Origin of the sequence: Kribbella sp. C-35 (assembly GCF_046549195.1) — a bacterium.
GTDB lineage: Bacteria > Actinomycetota > Actinomycetes > Propionibacteriales > Kribbellaceae > Kribbella.
This window is the reverse complement of record NZ_JAJPWG010000001.1, coordinates 1,196,055-1,208,467: the sequence shown is the minus strand read 5'-3', so window position 1 is coordinate 1,208,467 and position 12,413 is coordinate 1,196,055. Positions and strand designations below refer to the sequence as shown.

15 protein-coding genes are annotated in these 12,413 nt (G+C 67.3%); 10 read left to right on the top strand and 5 right to left on the bottom strand.

Features of this window, described 5'->3' with window-relative positions; translation table 11 throughout:
* Positions 1-831 carry a carbohydrate ABC transporter permease gene (locus ACLJOO_RS06240; RefSeq protein WP_410785837.1) on the top strand — a complete coding sequence of 277 codons (831 nt, stop codon included), beginning with the start codon at positions 1-3 and terminating at the stop codon, positions 829-831.
* Here ACLJOO_RS06240 and ACLJOO_RS06235 read toward each other — a convergent pair.
* A complete protein-coding gene (locus ACLJOO_RS06235) occupies positions 821-2,029 on the bottom strand; it encodes a TerC family protein (RefSeq protein WP_410785836.1) in 1,209 nt (402 codons plus the stop codon). The genes ACLJOO_RS06240 and ACLJOO_RS06235 overlap by 11 nt on opposite strands.
* A 101-nt stretch (positions 2,030-2,130) precedes the next feature.
* On the opposite strand from ACLJOO_RS06235, the gene ACLJOO_RS06230 reads away from it, so the two are divergent.
* Both ACLJOO_RS06230 and ACLJOO_RS06225 read left to right on the top strand, forming a co-directional pair.
* Positions 2,131-2,739, top strand: a complete 609-nt coding sequence (locus ACLJOO_RS06230; RefSeq protein WP_410785835.1) for a TetR/AcrR family transcriptional regulator — start codon at positions 2,131-2,133, stop codon at positions 2,737-2,739.
* An 80-nt stretch (positions 2,740-2,819) separates the two neighbouring features.
* Positions 2,820-4,331 (top strand): FAD-dependent monooxygenase, encoded by a 1,512-nt coding sequence (locus ACLJOO_RS06225; RefSeq protein ID WP_410785834.1) that lies wholly within the window; start codon positions 2,820-2,822, stop codon positions 4,329-4,331.
* Here the strand turns inward: ACLJOO_RS06225 and ACLJOO_RS06220 are convergent.
* Complete coding sequence (locus ACLJOO_RS06220) at positions 4,298-4,858, bottom strand: helix-turn-helix domain-containing protein (RefSeq protein WP_410787123.1); 561 nt, start codon at positions 4,856-4,858, stop codon at positions 4,298-4,300. The genes ACLJOO_RS06225 and ACLJOO_RS06220 overlap by 34 nt on opposite strands.
* Positions 4,859-4,900: 42 nt before the next feature.
* On the opposite strand from ACLJOO_RS06220, the gene ACLJOO_RS06215 reads away from it, so the two are divergent.
* Positions 4,901-5,422, top strand: a complete 522-nt coding sequence (locus ACLJOO_RS06215; RefSeq protein ID WP_410785833.1) for a GNAT family N-acetyltransferase — start codon at positions 4,901-4,903, stop codon at positions 5,420-5,422.
* Here the strand turns inward: ACLJOO_RS06215 and ACLJOO_RS06210 are convergent.
* On the bottom strand, positions 5,419-6,060 hold the full coding sequence (locus tag ACLJOO_RS06210; RefSeq protein ID WP_410785832.1) for a M15 family metallopeptidase: 642 nt from the start codon (positions 6,058-6,060) through the stop codon (positions 5,419-5,421). The two genes, ACLJOO_RS06215 and ACLJOO_RS06210, sit on opposite strands and share 4 nt — an antisense overlap.
* 121 nt (positions 6,061-6,181) lie before the next feature.
* Between ACLJOO_RS06210 and ACLJOO_RS06205 the strand changes: the two genes are divergently transcribed.
* Positions 6,182-6,691: a GNAT family N-acetyltransferase gene (locus tag ACLJOO_RS06205; protein WP_410785831.1), complete on the top strand. Its 510-nt coding sequence runs from the start codon at positions 6,182-6,184 to the stop codon at positions 6,689-6,691.
* On the opposite strand, the gene ACLJOO_RS06200 is transcribed toward ACLJOO_RS06205, so the two are convergent.
* Positions 6,688-7,380, bottom strand: a complete 693-nt coding sequence (locus tag ACLJOO_RS06200) for a hypothetical protein (RefSeq protein ID WP_410785830.1) — start codon at positions 7,378-7,380, stop codon at positions 6,688-6,690. The genes ACLJOO_RS06205 and ACLJOO_RS06200 overlap by 4 nt on opposite strands.
* Positions 7,381-7,422: 42 nt before the next feature.
* Positions 7,423-8,274, bottom strand: coding sequence for a M23 family metallopeptidase (locus ACLJOO_RS06195; RefSeq protein WP_410785829.1), 852 nt, complete (start codon positions 8,272-8,274; stop codon positions 7,423-7,425).
* A 409-nt stretch (positions 8,275-8,683) separates the two neighbouring features.
* Between ACLJOO_RS06195 and ACLJOO_RS06190 the strand changes: the two genes are divergently transcribed.
* From ACLJOO_RS06190 to ACLJOO_RS06170, 5 genes are all read left to right on the top strand, one after another.
* On the top strand, positions 8,684-8,758 hold the full coding sequence (locus ACLJOO_RS06190) for a putative leader peptide (protein ID WP_355483003.1): 75 nt from the start codon (positions 8,684-8,686) through the stop codon (positions 8,756-8,758).
* A 113-nt stretch (positions 8,759-8,871) separates the two neighbouring features.
* Positions 8,872-9,765, top strand: a complete 894-nt coding sequence (locus ACLJOO_RS06185; protein WP_410785828.1) for an amino acid ABC transporter permease — start codon at positions 8,872-8,874, stop codon at positions 9,763-9,765.
* The gene (locus tag ACLJOO_RS06180) at positions 9,762-10,514 is read left to right on the top strand and encodes an amino acid ABC transporter ATP-binding protein (RefSeq protein ID WP_410785827.1); all 753 of its coding nucleotides are present in this window, start codon (positions 9,762-9,764) and stop codon (positions 10,512-10,514) included. The genes ACLJOO_RS06185 and ACLJOO_RS06180 overlap by 4 nt, the downstream gene beginning before the upstream one ends.
* A gap of 3 nt (positions 10,515-10,517) precedes the next feature.
* Positions 10,518-11,450: an ABC transporter substrate-binding protein gene (locus ACLJOO_RS06175; protein WP_410785826.1), complete on the top strand. Its 933-nt coding sequence runs from the start codon at positions 10,518-10,520 to the stop codon at positions 11,448-11,450.
* Positions 11,451-11,459: 9 nt separating this feature from the next.
* The gene (locus ACLJOO_RS06170) at positions 11,460-12,413 is read left to right on the top strand and encodes an ABC transporter substrate-binding protein (RefSeq protein ID WP_410785825.1); all 954 of its coding nucleotides are present in this window, start codon (positions 11,460-11,462) and stop codon (positions 12,411-12,413) included.

Below are 12,413 nucleotides of genomic sequence, written 5' to 3'. Positions count from 1 at the left end.
ATGCGACTCAAGAACACGTTTTACGTGATCGGCGGTGGCGGCGCGTTCCTGGTCTTCGCCGTACCGTTGCTGTGGGCCCTCTTCCGGTCGGTGCAGCCGAACGACGTGATCGTCGCGGCCCCGGACGGGAAAACGTTCTTCGACCTGACCTGGGACAACTTCCGGACGTTGATCGAGGGACCCGGAAACCTGATCCGGGCGGTCGGAAACAGTCTGATCGTCGCCGTCAGCACCGCAGTACTGACGGCGTTGCTCGCCACGTTCGCCGGGTACGGGTTCGCGCGCTTCCGGTTCCGCGGCGGGCCGGTGCTGTTCGCGCTCGTGGTGGTGTCGATGATGATTCCGTTCCAGGCGATCCTGACGCCGCTGTACCTGGAGATGAACGTCCTGCGGCTGACGGACAGCCTGCTCGGGCTGGTGCTGTTCTACACCACGGTCAACCTACCGTTCGGGGTGTTCGTGATGCGGAACTCGTTCGCCTCGGTGCCGGTCGAGCTGGAGGACTCGGCGCATGTCGACGGTTGCGGAACGTTCCGGATGCTCGGTTCCGTCCTGCGTCCGCTGATCACACCGGGCGCCGCGACCGTCGCGCTCTACGCGTTCCTGGCGGCCTGGACGGAGTTTCTCGGCGCGCTCACCTTCCTGACCAAGGACGAGCTCTACACGCTGCCGGTCGCACTCGTGAACGTCCAGGCCGGCGCGTACGGCGAGATCAACTTCGGCTCGCTGGTCGCGGGATCGGTGATCGCGATGATCCCGTGTGTGGTGCTGTACGTGGGTCTGCAGCGGTTCTACGTGAGCGGCCTCGCCTCGGGGGCTGTCAAAGGCTAGGGCGGATCTCGTGGTCGGCGTGGGCGGCGGCGTGCGCCTCGCCGACCTCGCGGCACAGGGCCATCAGGTCCTCCTCGTTCCACACCTGCTGCTTGGCCTTGGGGCCGAGCTCGGTGATGTGGTCGCGGGCCCGCAGCAACCGCTGGAACACCCGCTCCCGCTCCCCTGGGTCGTCGGTGTACTCCGGATCGAGGTACGCCGTCGCGTCCCGGCGGATGTGGGCCATCGCGGTCTGCGTCCGCCCGCGGGTACTGAACAGGGACGCGAAGATCGTGATCACGAGCACGGCCAGGATCACGACCAGCGAGAGACCGGTGCTGATCTCCGCGACCTCGACGTGCTCGCCGCCGTTCACGAACGGCAGGTTGTTCTCGTGCAGCGCGTGCAGGATCAGCTTGGCGCCGATGAACGCGAGGATCGCGGCGAGCCCGAAGGACAGATAGATCAGCCGGTCCAGGAGGCCGTCGAGCAGGAAGAACAGCTGCCGCAGACCGAGCAGGCTGAACGCGGTCGCGGTGAACACGACGTACACGTTCTGTGTCAGGCCGAAGATCGCCGGGATCGAGTCGAGCGCGAACATCAGGTCGGTGGCGCCGATCGCGACCATCACCAGCAGCATCGGCGTGAGCATCCGGCGTCCGTCGACGACCGTCGTCAGCCGGTCCGAGTCGTACTCCTCCGAGGTCCGGAACAGCCGGCGGCTCAACCGGACCACGAGGTTCTGTGCCTGGTGCGACTCCTCGGTCTCCGGTTTGAGCATGTTTCCGGCGGTCAGCAGGAGAGCGATCCCGAACAGGTAGAACACCCAGGAAAACGTGTTCAGCAACGCCGAGCCGATGAAGATGAACCCGGCCCGGGCGATCAGGCTGACCACGATCCCGACCAGCAGGACCTTCTGCTGGTTCTCCCGGGGCACCCGGAAGCCGGTCATGATGATCAGGAACACGAACAGGTTGTCGACCGACAGCGCTTTCTCCGTGATGTACCCGGCGAAGTACTCCGAGCCCATGTCGCCGCCGCCGAAGACGAGGGTGCCGAGTCCGAACAGCACCGCGAGCCCGACGTACAGCGCGGACCAGACGGCGGCCTCGCGCAGGGTCGGGACGTGTGCGGATCGCACATGGAAGAAGTAGTCGAACAGCAACAGGCCGACGATCGCCAGCAGCGTCAGCATCCAGACCAGCGGGGACACCGTCATGGGCTAACCCAACCACGGTCCGACTCCCAGTTCTGCCCGGTCGGAAGAAATTGCCTAAAAGGCATCTTTGCTCTTTAGGCAACTTCTGCTACGGTCGAGACATGGCCGACGGGTTGCGGGAGCGGAAGAAGCAGGAGACGCGGATCGCGTTGAGCTGGGCGGCCGTCCGGCTCGCCGTCGAGCGCGGGTACGGCAACGTGCGGATCGAGGACATCGCCGACGAGGCCGGCGTCTCGCTGCGGACGTTCCGCAACTACTTCGACAGCAAGGCCGACGCGATCGCCGCGCGCGAGGTGGATCGCAGCCTGCGGATCGCCGAGGAGCTCCGGGCGCGGCCGGCCGACGAGCCGTTGTGGGTCGCGGTCCGGGCGGCGATCGAGAAGCACTTCGCCCTCGGCGAGGAAGGCCATGGCAGCCGGCGGCCGCCGGACGAGCAATGGCTCACCGGAGTCCGGTTGATGATGAGCGAGCCGGCACTGCAGGGCGCGGTCGCGCGCGCCTACGCCCGCGTCGCCGAGGAGCTGGCGGCTGCGGTCGCCGACCGGACCGGGACCTCGGGGCTGTATCCGCGGCTGGTCGCCGAGGTGGTCGGCGCGACCCGCGCGGTCGTGATGGCGGAGTGGCTACGGGCCGATCCGCCGCGCTCGATCGCCGACCTGCTGTCGTCGGCGCTCGACCAGATCGAAGCCGGCCTGCCCGTCCCCGAATAACCAACCCCGAATAACCAACAGAGCGACCAGACCCCGGTATGTCGCCGGGGCGGTCAGTCACGCCTAAGTGGAGGGACCTCATGGACGCAGAAGTTGTCATCGCCGGGGCCGGACCGAACGGCCTCATGCTCGCCAGTGAACTCCGGTTGGCCGGAGTCCGGCCGATCGTGCTGGAGAAACTCCCGGAACGCAGCACGGTGCCGCGCGCCAACGGCCTGGTCGGCCAGGTGGTCAGAATGCTTGACCGCCGCGGACTGTACGAGCGCTTGAGCGGTACGCCGGGTCCGCCGCAGCCGGCTCCTGGATTCGTGTTCGGCGCGATGCCGTTGCCGCTCGACGTACTCGAGGAGAACCCGGTCTACCTGCTGCAGGTTCCGCAGGTACGCATCGAGGAGGTCCTGCAGGAGCGGGCGCTCGAACTCGGCGTCGAGATCCGGCGTGGTCACGAGTTGACCGGGTTCACGCAGGACGCGGACGGCGTCACGGTGTCGCTGTCCGGGCCGGACGGGGAGTACCAGCTGCGGACCGGTTATCTGGTCGGTGCCGACGGCGGGCACAGCCGGACGCGGAAACTGGCCGGAATCGACTTTCCCGGTGTCACGAACGACTCGATGGTGTCCCGGACAGGAAGCGCCGCGGTGCCGCCCGAGTACATCGAGGACGGGCTGCTGAAGATCCCGGGGTACGGCGTTGTGCCGCCGTTCCTGCACCAGCGGACGGAACGCGGACTGTTCGTCTGGGCACCGTTTCCGAATCGGCTGCCCGCGATCAGCACAGGGGAGTGGGACACGCCGCCGGATGCCGACGTGTCCTTCCAGGAACTGCAGGAGAGCGCCGACCGGGTGCTCGGCGTCCATCTGCCGTTGGTCGAGCCAACGGGTGAGGGGGTCCGACAGCTCCGGCGGGTGGTCGGCGGGAACAGCCGGCTGGCGTCGAGTTTCCGTTCCGGACGGGTCTTGCTGGTCGGCGACGCCGCACATGTACATTCCGCGATCGGCGGGCCGGGGCTGAACCTCGGGCTGCAGGATGCGGTCAACCTCGGGTGGAAACTGGCGGCCGAGGTGCAGGGCTGGGCGCCGCCGGGACTGCTCGACACGTACGAGTCCGAGCGCCGGCCGGTGGGCGAGCGGGTCGTGATGCAGACCCAGGCGCAGTCCGCGTTGATCGCGCCGGGCGACGACGTGACGGCGTTGCGGAAACTGTTCGGCGAGTTTCTGACCGATCCGCGGAACGTGCAGCGAGTTGCGGAACTGATTTCCGGCGCGGACATCAAGTACCACGAAGGTTCGCATCCCCTGGTAGGCCGCTGGGCGCCGGATCTGACGGTCGGCTCACAGCGGTTGGCCGAGCTGACGAGGTCCGCCCGCCCGCTCCTCGTCGACCTCACCCCCGACGCCGCGTTCGCCGACCTCGTATCGGAGCCCATCGAAGTAGTCACCGGCCAGGGAGAGACCCCGATCGCCTTGCTGATCAGGCCGGACGGCTACGTCGCGTGGGCTGCGGAGCAGGATGGGATCGCGGAACGGGAAGGTCTGCGTGACGCCGTAGCGCAGTGGTTTCAGCCACGCCCCTTGACCAGCGCGACCAGGTAGCGGCACACCGACGTACCCGGATTGTGGAAGGTCGTCGGTAGCGGTGGGCCGAGTTGCAGGCAGTCGCCGGCGTGCAGTTCGTGGACCTGTGATCCTTCGTGAAAGCGCAGCCGTCCGTCGAGGATCCACAACTGCTGGTACTTGAAGATGTAGGCGTCGGCCGGGTACGAGACCGACGCCCCCGGAGGCAGTTCCACCTCCACCAATTCCAGTGGCCCGTCGGTCACCGGGGACACCGCGCGCCGGCGGTACCCGGTGACTGGGTCGGTCCAGACCGGCTGATCCTCCGCCCGCCGGAGCAACTCACCCGTGTTCTCCGCGCGGGCGACCAACTCGGACAACGTCATGCCGAGCGCACCGGAAAGCTTCCCCAGCAGTACGGCGGTGGGCTGCGCCTCGCCCCGCTCGATCTTCCCGATCATCGCGCGCGAAACCCCCGACCGCTCGGCCAGCGCGTTCACGGACAGGTCCTGCGCAACCCGCGCCTGCTGCACGGTCGCGGCCAAGGATCGAGACAGATCATCCATCACGCTTGCCACTATAGCGGCAGTTGTGACTACTATCGTGTCATGGTTCAGGTCAGAGACGCTTCGGCCGCGGACGCCGTGGCCTGCGCGGCCATCTACGCGCCCTATGTCACCGGTACGTCGATCACGTTCGAGCTCGATCCGCCGACGGTTGAGGAGATGGCCGAGCGGATCACCAAGGCCCAGTCCACCCACGCGTGGCTGGTGCTCGAAGACGACGGTCAGGTCGTCGGATACGCGTACGGCGGTCCGATGAAGCCGCGCCCGGCGTACCGCTGGTCCTGCGAGGTCAGCGTCTATGTTGCCCCCAGCCGCCATCGCACCGGCGCCGGCCGAACGCTCTACAACGCCCTGTTCGACCGGCTGTCAGAACGCGGTTTCCGCACCGCCATCGCCGGCGTCACGCTGCCGAACCCCGCCAGCGAAGCCCTGCACAAATCCCTGGGCTTCGACCCGATCGGCACCTACCGGAACATCGGCTGGAAACTCGATTCCTGGCACGATGTCGCCTGGTCCCAACGCCCGCTCGCCAAACTCCCCGATCCCCCCGAAGAACCCCACTAGCCCTTCGGGTCGGTCATGGGCGGGCAGGTTCCGCCGGGGGTGGTGACCAGTTCGAAGTGCCAGATCTCGTTGGAGAGGGTTTGGCAGAGGCCGTAGCGGTTGCCGTGGCGGATCAGCCAGTAGTCGGCGTCGGTGGGGCCGATGTCGACGGCGTGGCCGGTGACGTGGTGCGATTCGTCCGGGTCGGCGACGTACTCCTTGGCCTTCTTCTTGCTGCCGTACTTGCGGATCGCCTTCTCCATCAGCTCTTCCTGGTACTTCTTGCTGCGCCAGCCCGTCGTGACCTGCATCGTGATCCCGTCGGCCTTCATCGCGGTCTCGGCCTTCTGGACGGCCTCGCGGAGGGCGGGATCGAGCTTGGTGACGCCGGGCAGGCTGGTGTTGTACGCCGAGGTGTGGTCGGGCAGTACGCCGTCCGCCGCACCGGGCGGTCCGCCCTGGGTCGGTCCGGACTTCGAGGACCGGCCGGTGGCCGAGCCGGTGGTCGATCCGGTGCTCGACCCGGTGCTCGACGGTGCCGAGTCCTGCGCGGAAACCGCTGTACACGAGGTCAGCGCGAGACTGATGACGGCGGCAACGATCACCAGGCGGCCGGGTACGGCGAGCCGACGATCGCGCCTCAGGTGGTGTGTCAGCATGCCGACAGTTCATCCAAGGCGATGTTGCCGCAGCGTCTGCGATTTCCGATACGTTTTCGATACCTGCCCCGGAAGCTGACCCCGCAGACAGTTGGCCCGTACGGCGGGCGAGGATGGTGCGGTGAGTGACGACCGCCGATCAGGCGACCAGCAGGTGACGGTACGACGTGCCGTCGAGGAGGACGACGCGGCGCTGCTCGCGATCGAGCGGAGCGCGTGGGACGCGACGTCGGGATTCCCGTCGTACCAGGACACCCTGCAGGACACGTTCTTCAGCCGGAGCGGGCCGGAGGCGCATCTGGTGGCGGAGCACGAGGGTGCGGTGGTCGGGTACCTGCGGCTGCAGGACAAGTACCCGTTCCCCGAGGGCTCCGGCGTACTGACGATCAACGGCCTCGCGGTCGCCCACGACGCACGCCGCCTGGGCGTCGCCTCGGCCCTCCTGGACGCCGCCACCGCCGAGGGCCGCCTCCGCCGCGCACGCAAGATCAGCCTGCACGTCCACAGCACGAACGCCCCGGCCCGCCGCCTCTACGAACGCCACGGCTACGTGATCGAAGGCACCCACCCCAACGAATTCCTCATCGAGGGCAACTACATAGCCGCCCTCGACATGGCGAAGATGCTCTAACGGCTGATGACGGGGGAGAAGATGTTCCAGATACTGCTCGTCCCCTGCACGTACACACGGTACCTGCGGGTCCTGTTCGGGTAGTAGTTGTACGTCACCTGTCCCACGCTGTTCGTGGTGACGTACGCCAGCCCCTTCCACGTCGACGTACCGATGTCCTGGTACTGGATCAGCACCCGCTTGCCGGCCCAGCGGACGTAGCGGTCGCTGCTCGGGCGCCAGTACGAGACCGTCGTGAGCAGCGCCGTACGGCTGCCCTTGCGGCCTCCGGTGAGCGCCACCGCAGAAGCGCACTTCGAGACCGAGGTCGCGGAGGCCAGATCGGCGACCTTGACACCGTTGATGTTGGTCGCGCCACCGGCGGGGCTCCACGTGATCGTCCCGATCGGCGGAAACGAGCCAGAGAAGCCGAACTGGGCTATGCGACTGCCCTTGGTGAACTCGAGCCGGCCCTGCGGGTTCGGGGTGGCGGCGGGCGAGCTCTTCCACACCGCCGTGTAGACGCTGTCAGGACAGCCGCTGCCCAGGCGCGCCCATTCGCCGTAATACGACCCGTTGACACTGATGCGTGACGGGACTGCGAGAGTGCAGACCGCCGTCGTTTGCTGCGGGACCGCTTGTGCGGGCTCGGTGGCGACCAGGCCGGCCGCCAGGAGGGCGACGGCCGGCATGAACTTGTAGAGCTTCAAGAGTTCCCCCTCTTGGAAGTGTGTGGGGGAACGCTAGCGGATCTACGGGTTGAGGCGGTGTTCGCGGAGCCAGGGCTCCGGGTCGATCGGGTCGCCGCCGCCGGGGAGGACCTCGAAGTGGACGTGGGGGCCGGTGGTGTTGCCGGTCATGCCGATGCGGCCGACCATGGTGCCGGCCTCGACCGAGTCGCCGACGGAGACGTCGAACTCGGACATGTGGCTGTACGACGTGACGGTGCCGTCGGCGTGCCGTACCTTCACCTGGCGGCCGTAGGCGCCTTCGAAGTCGGCCTGGATGACCTCACCGGCCATGACCGAGCGGACCGGCGTACCCATCGGGGCCGCGAAGTCGAGACCGGTGTGGTTGTGCGCCCAGCGGCCGCCGGCCTGGTTGAAGCGGGCGGTCAGGTGGTAGCCGGTCGTCGGCAGCACGATCTTCGGGGCCGCGGCCGCCTTGAGCGCCGCGGCCTTCGCGAGGGCTTCCTTCTTCGCGGCGGCGAGGGCCTTGGCGTTCGCCTCGGCCTTCTTCGCTGCGGCTGCCTTCGCGGCGGCGAGAGCCAGCGACCGGCGCTGCGTCAGCGTCGCGTTCGCGGCCAGTCGCGCGGCCCGCTGCTTCGCGGCGGTGTCGGCCGCCGCCTTCCGGGTCGCCGCGAGCGACAGGTCGATCCGGGACGCGTCCCGGGACCCGAGGTCGCGCCGGTCGATCCGGGCGGCGGTCAGAGCGTCGGCCTGTGAGGGGTTCAGGCCGGTGCTCCCGGACGCGTTGGCCGGACCGGTCGCGGACGAGCTGAGTCCGACGGTCGTGGTGCCGGCCGCGGCGGCCAGTGCGGCGGTCAGGCCGATCAGCTGGGTACGGCGGGTCGCGTTGCGGCGGGAGGAGCGGTGCTTTGCCACCCGGCGCGAAGCAGCCGGGCGGCCGGACGCCTGCCGATCTGATTGCGGCGCGTCTTGGTGAGTGGGCACGAGAAGCCTTCCAGGGGAGGGGAATCCGCCGTTGAGGGGTACGGCGGACTGAATGACCATAACGAGAAGGTCACGGACGCCTCAAACACGGATTGCGGAAAGTTCAACGAAATCGAACACGCTCGGTGAGGGCGTCCTGCCGTCCGGTGCATGCTCAGGCGTGAACCGGCCGGGCAAGAAAGTCGGCGCGGCCGTGACGCGGATCACCCGGTGATTGGCGCCGAGCAGCCCCCGCGGGCCGGTATAAGGCGTCCATATATTGAGAGCTTTGTCGACCGACTTACTAATCTTTCAACCGCGTCCCATACTGAAATGACACGACCGACGAGAGGGGACGGGAATGACGCGCAAGCCGCCGTACTACCGCCTCCACATCGACCTCCTCCGGGTCTCCAGCGCCCTCTGTCTGCGCTGACCTGAGTCTCCTCACGTCCTGTCAGGGCGTCCGTTTCCGGACGCCTGCTGCCCGCTGCCGCCCTCCGCCGTCGCAGGGCCCGCGAAGCCTGCCCACCGCCAGGGAGTGTCATCGTGTCCACCACTTCAGTCACGTCCGAGTCCGGTACGACCGGACCGCCGGCAACCGCCGTACCGCTCGATGCCGATCTGACCGTCGTCGCCCGGCGGCACCCGTGGCGCTGGGTCGGCGTCGGCGTCGTCCTCGTCCTGCTCGCGATGTTCGTGCACGGACTGGCCACCAACCCGGGCTGGGACTGGCCGACGTTCTTCCAGTTCTTCGCCACCCGGACCGTCTTCTCGGCGCTCTGGGTGACCGTGCAGCTGACGGTGTACGGGACGGTGCTCGGGTTCGTGCTCGGCGCCGTCCTCGCGTCGATGCGGTTGTCCGGCAGCCCGTTCCTCCAGGTAGTTGCCTGGGGCTACATCTGGGCGTTCCGCTCGATCCCGTTGATCGTGCAGCTGCTGTTCTGGTTCAACATCGCGTACCTGTACCAGGAGCTCAGCCTCGGCATCCCGTTCGGCCCGGAGTTCGTGCACTTCAGTACGAACAACCTGTTCGGTCCGCTCGGCGCCGCCGTCCTGGGACTGGCGCTGCATCAGGCGGCGTACGCCGCGGAAATCATCCGCGGTGGAATCATTTCCGTCGACGCGGGCCAGACCGAGGCTGCCGCCGCACTGGGCATTCCGAAACGGCGGCAGTTCTTCCGGATCGTGCTGCCGCAGGCGATGCGCTCGATCCTGCCGAACGGCGCGAACGAGGTGATCAGCCTGTTCAAGGGCACCTCGATCGTCTCGGTGATGGCGATCCCGGAGCTCTTCTACCAGGTGCAGGTGATCTACGGGCGGAACAGCCGCGTCGTACCGCTGCTGATGGTCGCGACGGTCTGGTACATCGTCCTGACCACGCTGCTGTCGATCGTGCAGTACTACGTGGAACGCCGCTTCGCGCGAGGTACGACGCGATGATCGACGTGAAGGGTGTGCACAAGAGCTTCGGCGATCTCGAGGTACTGAAGGGGATCGACCTCGAGGTCCAGGCCGGCGCGGTCACCGTGATCCTCGGCCCGTCGGGATCGGGGAAGTCGACGCTGCTGCGGTCGATCAACCATCTGGAGAAGGTGGATCGCGGGCTGATCCGGATCGACGGCGAGCTGATCGGGTACAAACGCCGCGGCGACAAGCTGCACGAACTGCGGGAGCGCGACATCCTGCGGCAGCGGTCGCAGGTCGGGTTCGTGTTCCAGAACTTCAACCTGTTCGGGCATCTCACCGCGCTGCAGAACGTCGTCGAGGCGCCGGTGTCGGCGCAGCGCCGCAAGCGCAGCGAGGTCGAGCCGTTCGCGCGGGAGCTGCTGGAGCGGGTCGGCGTCGGTGAGAAGGCCGACGCGTACCCGCGGCAGCTGTCCGGTGGTCAGCAGCAACGGGTCGCGATCGCTCGTGCGCTGGCGCTGAAACCGAAGGTCCTGCTGTTCGACGAGCCGACCAGCGCGCTGGATCCGGAGCTCGTCGGCGAGGTCCTCGACGTGATCAAGGAACTCGCTCGCGACGGCTCCACGATGGTCGTCGTCACCCACGAGATCGGCTTCGCCCGGGAGATCGCCGACACGGTCGTCTTCATCGACGGCGGCCGGATCGTCGAATCGGGTCCTCCGCGCGAGGTGCTCGACAACCCCGTCCACGAGCGCACTCGCGCCTTTATCTCGAAGGTCCTCTGACTGATGAAACGGCTTCTAGTCCTTTCCCTTGCGCTGCTCACCCTCGCCGGGTGTGGAGCCCAGGCCACCGCCGCCTCGGACACCGGGGTCAACACCTCGGCCGAGCAGAACCGGGTCACCACCACGCGCAACGACGCCGCTGCCGCGTTGCTGCCGGCCAAGGTTCGCGACCGCGGAACGTTGATCGTCGGCGCCGGGTTCGGTTCCGGCAGCGTGCCGCTCGGGTTCTACGCCGACGACAACAAGACCCCGATCGGGCTCGAGGTCGACATCGCGTACCTGGTCGCGGAGGCACTCGGGTTGAAACCGGAGATCGAGGTCACCAGCTGGGAGAACCTGTTCGTCGGCCTCGACTCGGCCAAGTACGACGTGGGTTTCTCGAATATCACCGTGACGGAGAAGCGCAAGCAGAAGTACGACTTCGCGACGTACCGCAAGGACGACATCGCGTTCGAGGCGAAGAAGGGCGGGACCTGGCGGGTCACCGGTGGCAAGGACATCGCCGGGAAAACGATTGCGGTCGGCTCGGGGACGAACCAGGAGAAGATCCTGGTCGACTGGAACGAGGCCAACGTCAAGGCCGGGTTGCCGGCGGCAACGATCAGGTACTTCCAGAAGAACACCGACACGTATCTGGCGCTGAGCTCCGGACGGATCGACGGGTACCTCGGCCCGAACCCGTCGATCGCGTACCACGTGAAGACGTCCGGCGAGACCGAGACGATCGGCAAGTTCTCCGGCGCCGGGCCGACGCTGCAGGGCCTGATCGCGGCCACCACGAAGAAGGACAGCGGCCTGGTGAAGGCCTACCAGGCGGCCATCGACGGCGTGATCGCGGACGGCAGCTACGCCAAGGTCCTGGACCGCTGGAACGTGTCGAACGAGGCGGTCGCCAAGTCCGAGATCAACCCGCCCGGCCTCCCCCTGACGAACTGAGGACTACTGATGAGAAAACGTTGGATTGCGGCGTTCGGGGTGGTTCTGCTGGCGGCGGCCGCGTGCGCGGATCCGCAGACCGAGGCGGCCAAGAGCAGCGACCCGTCGGTGGTGTCCTTCGACACCTCGGCCAACCAGCAGCACATCACCTCGGCGAAGGTGGACAGCATCGCGGCCGAGTTGCCGGCGTCGGTGCGGGAGTCCGGGAAGCTGGTGGTCGGGAACGGCTCGGCCGGCGGCGGTCTGCCGCCGCTCGGGTTCACCGCGGACGACAACAAGACGCCGATCGGGGTCGAGATCGATGTCGCCTACCTGGTCGCGAGCGTCCTCGGGCTGAAGGCCGAGATCGACACGACGAGTTGGGAGAACCTGTTCCTTGGGCTCGACTCCGGGAAATACCAGGTCGGAATCTCGAACATCGGGGTTTCCGAGCTGCGCAAGGAGAAGTACGACTTTGCGACCTACCGGCTCGGGCTGCACGCGTTCGAGGCCAAGCTGGGGTCGGGGTTGAAGATCACCGGTCCGGCGGACATCTCCGGAAAGAACGTCGCGGTCGGTTCCGGAACGCTGCAGGAAGCGATCCTGGTCGACTGGAACAAGCAGAACGTCGCCGCCGGGCGGAAACCCGCGAATCTCAAGTACTACCAGCAGGCCGCGGACACCTACCTCGCGCTGCAGTCCGGCCGGATCGACCTGTACCTCGGCCCGAACCCGAACGCGTCGTACCACGTCGCGACCCAGCACAAGACCGAGATCGTCGGCACCGTCTCGTCCAGCTACCCCGTGCAAGGCCTGGTCGGGATCACGACCAAGAAGGACAACGGTCTCGTCAAGCCGCTCGCGGACGCGCTGAACGCGGCGATCGCCGACGGCAGCTACGCGAAGGTGCTGGCCAAGTGGGGCCTGCAGGGCGAAGCCGTCCCGAAGTCCTTGATCAACCCACCCGGTCTGCCGAAGAAATAG